General features: G+C 32.1%; 12 protein-coding genes. 2 read left to right on the forward strand and 10 right to left on the reverse strand.

From position 1 onward, the window contains the following. The first annotated feature begins 7 nt into the window (after window positions 1-7). On the forward strand, window positions 8-1,318 hold the full coding sequence (gene murA / locus Q4Q34_RS14385; protein ID WP_303315701.1) for a UDP-N-acetylglucosamine 1-carboxyvinyltransferase: 1,311 nt from the start codon (window positions 8-10) through the stop codon (window positions 1,316-1,318). A gap of 80 nt (window positions 1,319-1,398) precedes the next feature. Here murA and Q4Q34_RS14390 read toward each other — a convergent pair whose 3' ends face one another. From Q4Q34_RS14390 to Q4Q34_RS14415, 6 genes are all read right to left on the reverse strand, one after another. After that, complete coding sequence (locus tag Q4Q34_RS14390) at window positions 1,399-1,626, reverse strand: KTSC domain-containing protein (RefSeq protein ID WP_303315699.1); 228 nt, start codon at window positions 1,624-1,626, stop codon at window positions 1,399-1,401. Window positions 1,627-2,143: 517 nt separating this feature from the next. Then, complete coding sequence (locus Q4Q34_RS14395; RefSeq protein ID WP_303315697.1) at window positions 2,144-2,938, reverse strand: class I SAM-dependent methyltransferase; 795 nt, start codon at window positions 2,936-2,938, stop codon at window positions 2,144-2,146. A 120-nt stretch (window positions 2,939-3,058) separates the two neighbouring features. After that, window positions 3,059-4,570 carry an alpha/beta hydrolase-fold protein gene (locus Q4Q34_RS14400; RefSeq protein WP_303315696.1) on the reverse strand — a complete coding sequence of 504 codons (1,512 nt, stop codon included), beginning with the start codon at window positions 4,568-4,570 and terminating at the stop codon, window positions 3,059-3,061. Window positions 4,571-4,856: 286 nt separating this feature from the next. Further along, window positions 4,857-5,072, reverse strand: a complete 216-nt coding sequence (locus Q4Q34_RS14405; protein ID WP_135874675.1) for a hypothetical protein — start codon at window positions 5,070-5,072, stop codon at window positions 4,857-4,859. Window positions 5,073-5,229: 157 nt separating this feature from the next. After that, on the reverse strand, window positions 5,230-5,454 hold the full coding sequence (locus tag Q4Q34_RS14410) for a hypothetical protein (protein ID WP_303315694.1): 225 nt from the start codon (window positions 5,452-5,454) through the stop codon (window positions 5,230-5,232). 339 nt (window positions 5,455-5,793) lie between these two features. Continuing rightward, window positions 5,794-6,489: an MIP/aquaporin family protein gene (locus Q4Q34_RS14415; RefSeq protein WP_303316298.1), complete on the reverse strand. Its 696-nt coding sequence runs from the start codon at window positions 6,487-6,489 to the stop codon at window positions 5,794-5,796. A gap of 138 nt (window positions 6,490-6,627) precedes the next feature. On the opposite strand from Q4Q34_RS14415, the gene Q4Q34_RS14420 reads away from it, so the two are divergent. After that, window positions 6,628-7,476, forward strand: coding sequence for a DUF2911 domain-containing protein (locus Q4Q34_RS14420; RefSeq protein ID WP_303315692.1), 849 nt, complete (start codon window positions 6,628-6,630; stop codon window positions 7,474-7,476). A 178-nt stretch (window positions 7,477-7,654) separates the two neighbouring features. Here Q4Q34_RS14420 and Q4Q34_RS14425 read toward each other — a convergent pair whose 3' ends face one another. From Q4Q34_RS14425 to corA, 4 genes are all read right to left on the reverse strand, one after another. Further along, a complete protein-coding gene (locus tag Q4Q34_RS14425; RefSeq protein WP_303315690.1) occupies window positions 7,655-8,629 on the reverse strand; it encodes a Gfo/Idh/MocA family protein in 975 nt (324 codons plus the stop codon). Between the two features lie 108 nt (window positions 8,630-8,737). Further along, window positions 8,738-10,552, reverse strand: a complete 1,815-nt coding sequence (locus Q4Q34_RS14430) for a sodium:solute symporter family transporter (protein WP_303315688.1) — start codon at window positions 10,550-10,552, stop codon at window positions 8,738-8,740. 115 nt (window positions 10,553-10,667) lie between these two features. Beyond that, window positions 10,668-13,190 (reverse strand): PIG-L family deacetylase, encoded by a 2,523-nt coding sequence (locus tag Q4Q34_RS14435; protein ID WP_303315685.1) that lies wholly within the window; start codon window positions 13,188-13,190, stop codon window positions 10,668-10,670. A 160-nt stretch (window positions 13,191-13,350) separates the two neighbouring features. Further along, entirely contained in the window at window positions 13,351-14,418 is a 1,068-nt protein-coding gene (gene corA, locus Q4Q34_RS14440; protein WP_303315683.1) for a magnesium/cobalt transporter CorA, read from the reverse strand. Window positions 14,419-14,422: the final 4 nt, after the last annotated feature.

Consider the following 14,422-nt stretch of genomic DNA (forward strand, 5'->3'; position numbering starts at 1 on the left):
AATAAATATGGGAACATTTAAAATTGAAGGTGGTCATCAACTAAAAGGAAGTATACAACCTCAAGGAGCTAAAAACGAAGCGTTACAAATTTTGTGTGCCGTTTTGCTAACTCCAGAATTGGTAACAATTAATAATATTCCTGACATTGTTGATGTTAATAAACTAATTAGTTTATTAAGGAAATTAGGCGTTAAAATTCAAAAAATAGCGCACGGATCATATACTTTTCAAGCAGATAATCTTGATTTAGATTATTTAGAATCTGAAGAATTTAAGGTAGACGGGCGCGGTTTACGGGGGTCGATTATGATTGTTGGTCCTTTATTGGCACGCTTTGGAAAAGGGTATATCCCAAAGCCAGGAGGTGACAAAATTGGCAGAAGACGATTAGATACACACTTTGAAGGGCTTATAAACTTAGGAGCCAAATTTAGATATAGCAAAGAAGAACAATTTTATGGTGTTGAAGCCGATAGGCTAAAAGGTGTCTACATGCTTCTTGAGGAAGCATCGGTTACCGGAACAGCAAATATTGTTATGGCTGCGGTTTTGGCTGAAGGAAAAACGACCATTTACAATGCTGCTTGTGAACCCTACTTACAACAGTTATGTAAAATGCTTAATAGAATGGGCGCCAAAATAAGTGGTGTTGGTTCTAATATGCTAATTATTGAGGGCGTTGAAGCTTTAGGGGGTACAGATCATACCATGTTACCAGATATGATTGAAATAGGTAGTTGGATAGGGCTTGCTGCGATGACAAAAAGCGAACTGACTATTACAAATGTATCTTGGGACGATTTAGGAGTCATTCCAAATGTTTTTAGAAAATTAGGTATCACTGTTGAACGTCAAGGAGATAATATTCATATTCCGGCACATACTGATGGTTATGAAATACAAAACTTTATTGATGGATCGATTTTAACTATCTCAGATGCGCCATGGCCTGGATTTACCCCAGACTTGTTAAGCATTATTTTAGTTGTTGCAACACAAGCTAGAGGAAGTGTTTTAATACATCAAAAAATGTTTGAAAGCCGCTTGTTTTTTGTAGATAAATTAATTGATATGGGTGCCAAAATTATATTATGTGACCCACATCGAGCTACAGTTATAGGACATGACTATAAATCGACATTAAAGGCAACTACGATGACCTCTCCAGATATTAGAGCAGGTGTATCATTGCTTATAGCCGCACTTTCGGCAAAAGGCACATCAACAATTCAAAATATAGAACAGATTGATCGTGGTTATGAGCGTATAGATGAACGTTTACGAGCAATAGGAGCTAAAATTGAAAGAGTGGATTAGTTGGAGTAGTTAGTCTTTCAATTATTAGAATTTACATATATTATTTTTGCTCTTTGTATATAGCTTAAGGCAATAGTTGGTTAATTTTTTTGTGCAAAACGTAATTCGCTGTATTTATTTTTAATATATTTTAAGAAATACCGTCCTTTAGAATCTGTGTTTTCAAATTCATTCCAAATAACTTCTGGAAAATCGTGATATTGTCTAATTTGGTTATTTTTATTAAGTTCTATTTCTAAAATTTTATTCTCATAATCATAACCAATACTGGTTAGTATAGAAGATTCAATTTTTTTTCGTTTTACCATAAGTTATTTAATTGGTTTGGTATAACAAAAGTAAGAATTTTTTCTCAAAAAATAATAAACACTTTATATAAGTAAGAGTTGTGTTGCATATTTAAATAACGCGATTTTGATATGTTAAAAATTGATAATTAGTTGTTTATGTGTTTTGATAAAGAAACTATGTCAGAAATGACAAATACTTGAAAATCATTGATTTAATAATGTTTTTTATAAAAAACGTGAGTTCGATGTAATACTTTTTGTAACATTTTGATTTTTAGTTCTTTGATGTATTGTCAGGTCGAGTACTTCGGCTGCGCTCAGTATAAACTAAAGTCGAGACCTATCGAAATTTGAAGCCATTTAAGAACCTCTCTAAAGGACTGCGCTCGAGGTGACATTTTCCTGAATATTAGTCGGTTGTAAGTAATAATTGTGATTACTTATGTCGAGTTAAAAAAATAAATCCGACATTAAATAGATTGATTGTATAAAGGGATTACACCACAAATTCATTGCACTGTTTTAATAATCATTATTATTTATTTGCTGAGTTTTCACCAATTATGAAAAGATAATCACCTAGGTCGTTTTTATATTTTTGGGTAATTTCATCGAATTTTCCACTATTAATATCCTTTCTTAAGCTGGATAACCCTTGTTTGACTTCCATTCGATTGGCCAATGACGAAAATGAAGAAATCCCATGTCTGATTTGCTCATCAAAATAAAGTTCGGGATTCTGTTTTCCGCAATAGAGGAATTGATCCTGCAAATCTGGTCTGATGAAATATTTATTTATTTCTGAAAGCTCGATCCCAGCATTTTTCATAGCACTTTCTACACTTTTTAGAGTAGGCATTTGTTTTATGGAATCTGCTAACATTTTAGGAAAATAATGGTTGAGCCAATAACCTTCCATTTGTTTTGGGGTTGATGTAAAAATCACAATCTTTCCATTTGGTTTCAGAACCTTTTTAAGTTCTAAAAAACTTTTCTTTAAATCACTCCAATGATGAATGGTTAGAGAACCAATTATTCCGTCCACAAAATTTTTTGGAAGCCCAGTGTTTTCTGCCAAACCAATTTTCCACGCTACATCCTTATTTTTTACTCTTGCTTTATCTAGCATCTTTTTAGAAGGATCGATACCGATATATTGAAATCCTTTTTTCTGAAATTCATGTGTATAATTTCCAGTTCCGCAGCCAATATCTAAATAAACACCATCTTTTTTGGGGTTTAGATGACGTAGTAACTGGTCTGTTAAAAACGGATCAGCTTTTCGTGTAAGATTATAATCAACACCTATTTTGTCATATTTCACATCCATCCGGACACTTTTTAAGTCGCAGAGTTGATAGAATACTCATGCCTATTTCTACTATCAAATTTAAAAACTTCAATTAAAAATTAAGGTTTTTATAGAGTTAAAAGCAGTGATTCGTAACATCTATTTCCTAGAAGGTTTGTGCCAAAACCTATCGAAATTTAATTTACCTGGGGTTTCTCCTGGTGCTTTGTAGTAAAGGTTGATTTCTGCTCCTGCATCAAATTGAAAGTATTCATAACGTATGGGATGCAATCCTTTTTCTAAATATATTACTGTAGATTTTTGGCTACGTGCCTTATGCTTCAAATCATTGTTAATCATTAATTTATTATGAATGTAAAACTTAAGCCCATCATCTGAAGACAATACAAAATAATGATATCCGCTAGTTTTAGCTTCAAAATACCCTTTGTATACACTAGCAAAGAATTGCTTTTTAGGGAAAGATTTTAATTTAAAACCTTTAGTTGCTAAGCCTGTTTTTATAATGTTTAAGGTGTCAAAATTTGGAAGCTTATTAAAATGCCCTTCATAATAAGTATAGTGTAACCCAGAGACATGTTTTTTACCTTTTTTTATACCTTTTAATTTTTTGCCTTCAACAAATTCACCACTTACGGCAGGAAGTGTACGGTCTCTTTTTAAAGGAATTTTTACTTTTAAAGTTGTAGCTTTTAATATGGTAATAGAATCGTTCATAAATTCTGAATCAAAATCTGGCTCACTTCCATCTATAGTATACCTCAATTTGTCATTAGGTTGCGTCATGAAAATAGCTAAAGGAATTCCGGGAATGACTTCTCCTTGGTTTGGCGTAAACTTAATCGTACTATTTCTAAAATCTTGAGATATAAATTTAATACCATCATAGTTCAGTTTATAAACAACACTGTTATGAGTTTCGTCTTCGTAAGCTGTAATTTTCCAATCTAAATTATCTGGTGCATATTCTTTTAAAACAGCTTCCATAGCTTTTATACCCATACTCTTATAAGCTTTTCCTTTTCTACCGCCTATAAATAAAGTTTTACCACCTACTTTTGAGAGTTTTTCTTTAGCCATTTTTACTAAAAACTCATTATCATACCAAAATGATGGATCGCTTACTAAATATGAATCAAAATATTCTGGCGATTTAAGCAATGCGTGCATGACACAAAGTCCTCCAAAAGAATGTCCCGCAAATGTATTATGTCCTGATGTTTTATATTTTGATTCTACAAAAGGCTTCACTTCTTTTCCGATAAAATCTATAAAATTTTCAGCATTTCCTGAAGTTGGGAAATTATCCATTTTTGTTGGTGTCATATCAGAAGTTCTATCTGGACTAACAACCCCCACAAGGATTGTTCTTGGTGACATGCTTTTATTTTGCATAAAGTCTAGCAATGATTTCCTAAGTTCCATATTCCATTTTGGATCTAACATATACTGTACATCATATTCAGTCCATTCATTATAGCCATGAGGTAGTGCTATTTGAATTTTACGATCCCCTTTCATATATTTTGACTGAATAGTAAAGGATTCTCCAGGCATATTCTGAGCATTTAAAAATGCACTAGAAATTAGTAGAAATAGTATACATGTTAAGGAAACTTGATTTTTGATTTTAATTGATGTTTTTTTCATTAGTATGTTATTTGTGTCATAATATATTAATGAGACTATATAGCCTTAATTATGTTACATGAAAATTGAACATTTAACTTCATATAGAACTCATCTGAACAAATTTTATCTCATTTTCGGTTAAAAACAAAAAGTCAAGATGAGTTCATAATAAAACCCCAGAAAAATATAATATGATATATATTCTGGGGTTAATTTTTTTAGAATTAAGTAAAATACCTAAGCTAAATATAAAGTGATTGTATTCATTGTTTTTTTAGTTATACACAATGAATAGGCAGGTGTTTTATGGTCTTCCTTTTAACCTTTTCTCTATTTTTTGCTTAATTACAGTTAAGCGCTTCATTAAATCCATAATTTCTGGATCTTTCTCTTCCTTGTAAATTTTATTTAAGCTTAATATTAAATTTTTAACTTCTCTTGATGCTTCTATTCGTTCGCTTGTCGTTTTAAAAGACTGTTTGCGTTGTTCGAATTCTAAAGCGTTGTTAATAATATCCATGAATTTTAATCTAATTTATATCTGTCTGACAATTTTTCTTTTTCAGAATTCGACAATATAATAAAATATATGAGATATTCGATTTTTACAGAGAATAATTATGTAAAATTTAATATTTTGAGTTTTTTACGACACCTAATCGAATAGTTTTTAAATCTTAAGTAGTCAATGGTGCTCCTTTTAGTCGCTTTTCAACCTTTCTTTTTATTGCGGTTAAGCGTTTCATAAGATCCATGATCTTTTCATCCTTTTTTGCCTTATATATTTGATTTAAATCTAAAATTAAAGCTTTTGCTTCTCTTGAAATTTTTACTCTGTCGCTCGTTGATAACGATCTCAAGCTTCTATTTTCAAATTCATGTGCTCTATCTAGTAAATCCATAATTTTAATTTTTTAAATAGTTTTCTAATTCGTTCTTTAGGGAGTTAATCTGTATATATTGTAGTAAGTTTAATACAATACAAATTATGCCAAATATACAAAAGGTTGGATATGTTTTTTTAGAGAATTTAAGCATAAATACTGATAGTGTTATAAGAATTCTTTATGATTTCAATCTTTTGAATTTTGAAAGATTATTGTTTTAGATGTAAAGATCCTTATTCAAGTTGCTGATAATAAGTTATTTTGCTCTATTACATAAGTCTTAATTTACTATGATGAGTTAACACATAGTAGATATATATAGTGTTTACCTTATTTTATTAAGTTAAATTTACACTAACAGCAAGTATCATCTTTTACAAGTTTGCAACTGGAAACTGCGGTTATAGCACCAAGGATTGGAGCTAAGATATACAGCCATAAATATTGAAAATTTCCAGTAAAAAGGGCAGGAGCTATAGAGCGAATAGGATTCATTGAAGCTTTGGTCATAGGACCAGCAAACATGGCTTCTAAAAGAATAACGCCCCCTACGGCAATGGCAGCCATAGTTCCAATTTCTTTGCTACCAGTAGATACGTTTATAATAACAACCATTAAGAAGAAGGTTAATAAAAACTCTAAAATAGCAGCCTTAAACGGCGGAAAACCTTCTGCTGGAACTGTTTCTCCTAAAAATTGACTTTCTGGAAATAAAAACCATAAAATAAAACAAGCAAATATGGCACCTATGGCTTGAGCTAGTATATATTTTGGAACTTCTTTCCATGAAAACTTCTTTGCAAAGGCAAAACCTATAGTTACGGCTGGATTAAAATGCGCTCCAGAAATTTCACCAAAGGCATATATCATAGCCATAACAATAAGACCCCAGGTAACTGCTACGCCAACATGCGAGATACTACCATTTGTGATTTCATTTATCGTCATAGCTCCACAACCACAAAATACCATGGCAAATGTTCCTATAATTTCTGCGTAATACTTTTTCATGAAATTTATTTTTGTTTTCCTAAGGCTATAATAAAAAATAGCCCTTTAGGGAACTCAATAATTATTTAATATTGGGTAAATATACAACCTCTTATTTTAAGTTTTTGTTAACAATAATAGGATTTTGTATGCTTAATTTTATAGATATTAATGGAACTATAATTAAACTTAATCAAAATGAAAAAATTATTATTAATTGCCTTAGTATTAACGTTTTCTTTAAATGTGAATGCACAGGTGAAAACACCACAGCCTAGTCCGTTTTCTAAACAGGAACAAAAAGTAGGCTTAACAGATGTAACGATAGAGTATTCTAGACCAAACATGAGGGGGCGTACCATTTTTGGAAATTTAGTGCCTTACGGAAAATTTTGGCGTACAGGAGCTAATAAAAATACGACCATTACGTTTAGCGATGATGTGACTATTGATGGGCAAACTCTTAAAGCTGGAGCTTATGCTATTTTTGTAAAACCTAATGCAGAATCATGGGATGTTGTGTTTTATTCAGATACTAATAACTGGGGAACTCCTCGTGAATGGGATGAAACAAAAGTAGCTGCTAAAACAAATGCGAAAGTTTATAAACTACCTATGAAGATTGAAACCTTTACAATGTCATTTGATGATTTAAGTAACAGTAGTGCTTCTTTAGGTTTAATGTGGGAAGATGTTTATGTTGGTGTTAAATTTGAAGTACCTACAGATAAAGCGGTTGTTGCTAGCATAAAAAGTGCTATGAATGGTCCGAGTGCTGGTGATTATTTTTCGGCAGCTGTTTATTATTTACAAGAGGGTAAAGATATAAATGAAGCTAAGACATGGATTGATAAAGCTGTAGAGATGACTAATGATAAGCCACGTTTTTGGTTTTTAAGACAACAGTCTTTAATTCATGCTAAAGCAGGAGATAAGAAAGGCGCTATTGCTGCAGCTAAAAAATCTTTAGCTGGTGCTGAAAAAGCTGGAAATGCTGATTATGTGAAAATGAATAAGGATTCTCTTAAAGAATGGGGGGCTATGTAATTTAATCCCTAGACTCTATTAAAGGTCTAAAAAGTCTAATTTGACTTGTCATTCTGAGGAGCACCAATAAGTGCGACGTGAGCATCTTTTAAATTAAAACTAAAATTAAACAGATTGCCGCAGTCGTCCCTCCTTCGCAATGACAAAGGATTAGACTTTTTAGACCTTTGTTATATTATTAATACTCTAAGCTAATATTGGCCCTCACATCATCAAGAAGTTTTATAAGTTGTTTGCTAAACTCAAATGTCATAATGTTACTTTCAACATTTCCTTCTCGTAAGAGGTTATTGAAATGTAAAATTTCGTAGTTATAACCAATAGTTTTATAGCCAAAATCAATAATTTCTTCGTTATCATCAGAAATTAAAGTGACTGTTGTTGGCATAAAAAAGCCACTATTAATCTTAATAGTTCCATTTTCGCAGTAGAATATAGCTTCGGTAGGTGTTTCTTCTAAAAGTGTACTTTTTAAATGAGCGGTTACATCATTATCATAATTGAAAACCATTTGGCAAGAGGAATCTGCCCCGTTTTCAAAAAAAGAAGCGCTTGCCTTTATATTTTGTGGAATACCTAAAGTTGATAATGCTGCAAAAATAGGGTAGATACCAATATCTAATAGACTTCCTCCTCCCAAAGACTTTCTAAAAAGTCTGGAAGTATCATCAAAATCACGATAAAATCCAAAATCAGCTTCAAGTTTTAAAATATTACCATAGGTTTTATTCTCTAATTCTTTTAATACATATTGATAATGCGGAAGAAAATAAGTCCAAAGGGCTTCCATAAGAAGTACATTTTTCTCTTTAGCTTTAGAAATCATAGTGTTGACTTCTTCAGCATTCATAGCAAAAGGTTTTTCACATAATACGGCAATGCCATGTTCTAAGCATAACAATGTGTTTTCTTTATGTAATGCATGTGGTGTTGCTATATAGACAGCATCAATATTAGAATCTTTTACTAATGCTTCGTAACTGTCGTATGCTTTAGTGACATTATACTTAGAGGCAAAAGTATCTGCTTTTTCTTGAGATCTTGAAGCGACGGCATATAGTTGAGCATCTTCAATAGTTAATAAATCTTGTGCAAATTTATTAGCGATATTTCCTAGCCCAATGATACCCCAGTTGATCGTTTTACTTGTCATTATATCCTACTATTATTTTATACCCGAAATATAAAATTATAATTGTAAAAATGACTAGTATAAGTTCGTCAATTTTTGATGTTTTTTTATCAATTAACCTCAATGATATCATGTTGAGACTATTTTATCGTTATTTACAGTGAACAACTGAATTATAAAGGCAATTAATATAACCAATGCACATCCAAATAAATTTAGCCATAGATATGGCATCCAATCAAACCACCATCCAATTATGACTATGACTTGGGTAATTAAAGCAGCAATGAAAACAGCATTTGCTCTTACAAATTTGAAGAAAAAAGCAAGTAAGAATATACCAAGCACATTACCATAAAAAATGGATCCAATAATATTTACCAATTGAATTAAATTCTCAGCGAGATTAGCAAAACAGGCTATTACTATAGCTACTATACCCCATATGAGAGTGAAGAGTTTAGTCGCTTTAACCATGTGTTTTTCATCTTTTACATCTTTCAGATTTCTGCGGTACAAATCTATAGAAGTAATTGTCGCTAACGCATTAATTTCTGAAGCTGTTGACGACATGGCAGCAGATAGAATAACAGCTAAGAGCAACCCAATTAATCCTTTTGGTAAGTATTTAAGAATAAAGGAGATGAACATGTAATCTCTATCGTTTGTTTGGGTATCTTTTGCAGCTGCTTTATATAAGTCTTTTAATGCTTCTTTCTTTAATATATAGACATCTCCATCTTTATACTCTATAGCTAGCAATTCCTTTTTTAAATTGTCATATTTAGTAGAATACGCAGTATCTATAGCTCTTTTTATTAGATACTTTGACTCTAATCGATATATTTTTTCAATACTATCTAAACGTGATAAATCAGCTTTTATAGAAGTATCATTATTTTTTGAGAATACTACACTTAATTCTTTTTTTCTGTTGAAAAGTTGATTTTGTTTTTGTTGGAGTTCTTTATACTGTTGAGAATATTCGGATGATAAAACTGTTTTCGTTGATGCATCTATAAAATTTAATGGAGCAGGATTAAATTGGTAGAAGACAAAAACCATAATTCCCACAAGTAGAATAAAGAATTGCATGGGAACTTTTAATAAACCATTGAATATAAGTCCCATTTGCATCTCTTTCATGGATTTACCTGATAAATAGCGTTGTACTTGACTTTGATCGGTTCCAAAATAGGAAAGCATTAAAAATGTCCCGCCAATTAATCCAGACCAAACGGTATATCTATTTTCTAAATCAAATGAAAAATCAAGAACTTCCATTCTGCCAGTGGCTCCAGCAATGTCTACTGCTTCTGTAAAAGAAACCTCGTCAGGAATTAAATTTAAGATTATAAATAGCGCGGCTAACATTCCGGCAAAAATGACAAACATCTGCTGCTTTTGTGTTACTGTAACAGCTTTTGTACCACCGGTTACTGTATAAATTATAACTAAAATACCAATGACGATATTTAAGTAGGTAATATTCCAACCCAAAACAACGGATAATATTATTGCTGGAGCAAAAATGGTTATTCCTGCTGCCAGCCCACGTTGAATTAAAAATAAAATGGCTGCTAGACTTCTGGTTTTTAAATCGAATCTGTTTTCCAGAAATTCGTAAGCTGTGTATACTTTTAAACGGTGATATAGTGGTATAAAAACAATACAAATGATGACCATGGCTATAGGAAGTCCAAAATAAAATTGAACGAACCCCATCCCATCTGAAAACGCTTGACCTGTAGTAGATAAAAACGTAATGGCACTCGCTTGAGTTGCCATTACAGAAAGTCCGATAGTCCACCATTTTGATGTATTACCTCCGCGTACATAATCTTGCACACTGGTACTGCCTTTTGTTTTCCATGTGCCATATCCAACAATGGCTAATAATGTAGAAATTAGAACAACCCAATCAATCCAATCTAAAGTCTGCATAATTAAAAAGATTTGGTAATTATGTAAAAGATGATGAAGTACAGTATGTTAGCTATCAAGACTATAGAGTAGAGCTTAAGCCAAGTCTGTTTAGGTTGGTTTTTATCCACCATATTTAGTCGTTTAGTTTGGTTTCTAATTTTAAATCTTCTTTTCCTATAGAAAGCATATTTGCAAATAAGCGATAAGCACCAGAAACACCTTCTGGAAACTCTCTGAAAAAGCTCAATCCTGTATAAATATAATGGCCTTTTCCATGTTTGGCAACTAATAAGCTACCATCTTTTGGTGATTCATTTTTATCGTTCATAGACAAAATAGGTGTGAATTTATTAGACCATTTATTAGGGAAATACAAACCACGTTCTTGTGTCCAACCTTTAAAATCTTGTTGTGTGATTTTATTCGGATAATTTAGTAGCTCATGTTGTGGATTTAAAAATCGTACTTCAGCATGTTCATCAGTCACACGATCTCTTGATAATTTTAAATCATAAGGAGCAAGTTTGTCTGCTTTAAGTCTACGATTGGTATTGTATTGTACAATCATATTACCGCCATCGGCTACAAAATCAAATAGTATTTGTTGCTTAAACTGTAATGCATCTACAGTGTTATAAGCTCTTATGCCAACGACTACGGCGTCAAAACGACTAAGAGTTTCAGGGGTAATGTCTTCAGGTGTAATAGTTCGTACATTATAACCAATTTGTTCTAAGCTTTCTGGGACTACATCTCCAGCACCAGCTATATAAGCAATATTTTCACCTTTCTTTTTTATATCTAAACGTACAACCTTGCTTTCACTAGGAAGTAAAACGGTTTGAAACGGAATATGTTCATAATCTATTTCAATGAGTTCCTTTGTGTATGTTTTATCATTAACATGAACTATAGGACCAATATAACCTTCACTTTGATTTTTAGGTGGCACTATGGTAAAAACCAGTGTTTGCTCTTCACCTTTATGGGAAATATTTACTTTTTGCTTTTCTGGATATACGTTCCAGTCCTTTGGATGGCACAGCTCTATGTAACCTTCCAGATTATCACGTCCAGCTTTAACAATCACTGTTACATCCCGTTGAAGATCATTTTCAAAAACGATCACTTTTTCGGTGATTTTAGCTGAAGCTTCTGGTATTATTTCAAACGGACGATATAATTCTCCTTTATCGGGTTTTGAAAATCGTTGAATAATATGCTTGGTAAACGTTATTGGAACGTTGTTGATAAGCAAATTAAAATCAATATTAAATATTCTAGGTGTTTCTGGTAAGCCAATATATTTGTCATCAGCTTTATACATGCCTAAGGATCCTTTTTCATTAAGCCAATATGGCGTTGTGGGCTTTACGTCATCATTAATTTTTAGGACTTCTTTAAAGGAGAACTTGACGTTGTTTTTTAAAGCTATGTTTTTCGAAACATTTAAACCTTTAGTGTTATTGAAACTTACTAAAGTAATGTCTGTTTTACTTCTATTTAAGGCTTCTATGTTTAAGTTTATAGACTCGCCTTGTGTTGCCCAGTTTGTTTCAGCCGAAGCTTCTAAATATAGACCAGCACACATTTCTATAATGGCTTTTAGTTCTTTCGTTTTTTGGGCTTTCCAATGCTCATTTTCAATGTTTTGAAGTAATTTATAAGCTTCGATTAATTGGGGAATGTGATTAGCAGGGGTTACAAAATCAAATTCATTTTCAACTTTGTATAGAATAGCCCCAATAGTTTTTCCTCCTTTAATACGATTCCAAGATGTATCTATCCCTGCAAAAATGTTTTTGTTATCTGTTAAAGGATCACCTTTTAAAAATTCAATATATTCTTGCTGCGATCCACGTTGTGCCAAACGTCCAAACCCTTGGCATAAATGCTGGCTACTAGCCAAAGCAGCTAATTCATTATTTGAAAGTCCTTTTAGTGGATAATAAACACCAATATCAAAATTTATCATATTGCTTTTATCGGCCTTTTCAAATTTTTTCTCGCTACCATAAAACCACCAGCTTGTATTGAAAAACAAACGTTTAGGTTGCCATAGGCTAACCTGTTTTAATTGATTTGAATATGCAGAAGAGGAATTAGCCAAATCAAAAGCCTCAAAACTCAGCATGGCAGAACTTGTATGATGACCATGCGTGCTTCCTGGTGTTCTATGATCAAATCGATTAATTATAATGTCTGGTTTAAATTTTCTGATAGCTAAAACGACATCACCTAAAACGGTTTCTTTATCCCAAATATTAAGTGTTTCATTGGGGTGTTTTGAATAACCAAAATCGTTAGCTCTACTAAAAAGTTGCTCACCACCATCAACACGCCTGGCTGCTAGTAGTTCCTGGGTACGCATAACACCTAATAACTCTCTGATTTCTGTCCCAATAAGGTTTTGTCCGCCATCACCTCGTGTAAGCGATAAATAAGCCGTCCTTGCTTTTACATGATTAGACATATAAGATATTAAACGCGTATTCTCATCATCGGGATGTGCAGCGATATATAAAACAGAACCTAAAAAATTAAGTTTTTGAATAGATTCATATATTTCTGAGGATGAAGGTGTTTTAGGTTTTTGTGCTGTGGAAATTGAAAAAGTAAATACTGTTATTAGTAGATATAGTATGGATTTTTGCATGATAGAATCGTTAGCTAAAGTCCAAATATAACAAAGTTACAAGCTCATTGAGTTGCTTTTAATGTTTCTTTAACGTTACAATATTGTTGTTTAGTCAATGAGGGATACGAGAAATCATATATAAGGCTAAAGACCATATGCTTAAATATTATAAACTAAATTATAGCCACTTTTTACGCTTAAAATATATAAGCATGCCAACAAAGAGAACAATCATAACACCCCATAAAACAAAGTAAGAGTATTTGTAGTGTAACTCTGGGATATTATCAAAATTCATTCCGTATATCCCAGCAATAAAAGTGAGTGGGATAAAAATAGACGCCATTATGGTTAACACTTTCATCACCTCATTCATTTTGTTACTAATGGTGGTCATATACATATCCATTAAACTCCATGTCATTTCTCGGTATATATCTATATTTTCAGATACTTGAATTAAATGATCATAAATATCTCTAAAATAAGTAATGGTCTTTTGTTGAATGAGTTCGTTTTCATTCTTTTCAATTCTGTTAAGGATTTCTCGAAGCGGGAAAATGGCACGGCGAACCCTTAAAATTTCGCGTTTTAACTCTTGAATATTTTTACTGACATCTTCATTGGTATTCCCTGAAAATATTTCGGTTTCAAAATCTTCAATTTTGTCACCTAAAACTTCAATGATATTAAAATAATAATCTACTACGGCGTCAATTAAAACGTATAGTAAATAATCGGATTCCATATTACGTATGCGCCCCTTTGCATTTCTAATTCGATTTCTTACAGTATCAAAGACATCTCCTTCTGATTCTTGGAAGGATAGCACATAGTTTTTGCCTAAAACTAAGCTAACTTGTTCTAAAACAATATCATCGTTTTTGTCATAGTATAGCATCTTTAGAACAACAAATAAATAATCTTCGTATTCATCAATTTTGGGGCGTTGAGAGATGTTAACAATATCTTCAAGTACTAGAGGGTGTAATTTATAATGTAATCCTAGTTTTTCAATCTCTTTTACATGCCTTAAACCATTTAAATTAATCCAAGTAGTTGAGTTTGTAGATTTAAATTTAAAACCGTCTTCAACGTCAGACAAGTGGTTTTCGGTGTATTGCTCTTTGTTATAATCGAATGCTTCAATAAAAAGTTTCTGAGATTCTTTTTCGCCAGTATATATAAGAGTTCCGGGTACTTGTCCAGCTTTCTTCTTATAATTATTATTTCTGGTTTTTGCCATTTGG

Origin of the sequence: Flavivirga abyssicola, assembly GCF_030540775.2 — a bacterium.
Taxonomy (GTDB): domain Bacteria; phylum Bacteroidota; class Bacteroidia; order Flavobacteriales; family Flavobacteriaceae; genus Flavivirga; species Flavivirga abyssicola.